Consider the following 411-nt stretch of genomic DNA (forward strand, 5'->3'; position numbering starts at 1 on the left):
CTTCAGTCCAGTTGCAGGTCCGCTTCCTTCGCGGCCTTGGGCAGCACGGCCAGTTCGCGCTGCAGGACGCTGGCGAACGCCTCCGGCGTGTTGTCCGTCGCCGGGGCCACGCCGCCCAGGTCCAGCAGGCGCTGGCGGAAGGCCTCCCGCTCCTCTTTAGTCGAACGCGGGCCAACCAGCATGCCGTAGCCCCCGGCGCCATGGACCTCCTTGACCACCATCAGCTCGAGATTGCTCAGCACGTAGCGCAGGTCCTCCGCTTTCCGACACTGCCAGGTGGGGATATTGCTGAGGATCGGCTGTTCGCCGAGGTAAAAGCGGATCATCTCCGGGACGTACGGATAGATCGATTTGTCGTCAGCCACCCCGGTGCCGATGGCGTTGGCCAGCACTACGCCGCCGGTGCGATAG

The 411-nt window shown here is 65.7% G+C and carries 1 protein-coding gene; it reads right to left on the minus strand.

All coding sequences use genetic code 11. The features are described from left to right. Window positions 1–2: 2 nt before the first annotated feature. Window positions 3–411: circularly permuted type 2 ATP-grasp protein (locus FJV41_RS56255; RefSeq protein WP_220138054.1), on the minus strand; the 409-nt coding region annotated here is incomplete at its 5' end.

It is taken from the genome of Myxococcus llanfairpwllgwyngyllgogerychwyrndrobwllllantysiliogogogochensis (assembly GCF_006636215.1).
In the GTDB taxonomy this organism is placed as follows: Bacteria; Myxococcota; Myxococcia; order Myxococcales; family Myxococcaceae; genus Myxococcus; species Myxococcus llanfairpwllgwyngyllgogerychwyrndrobwllllantysiliogogogochensis.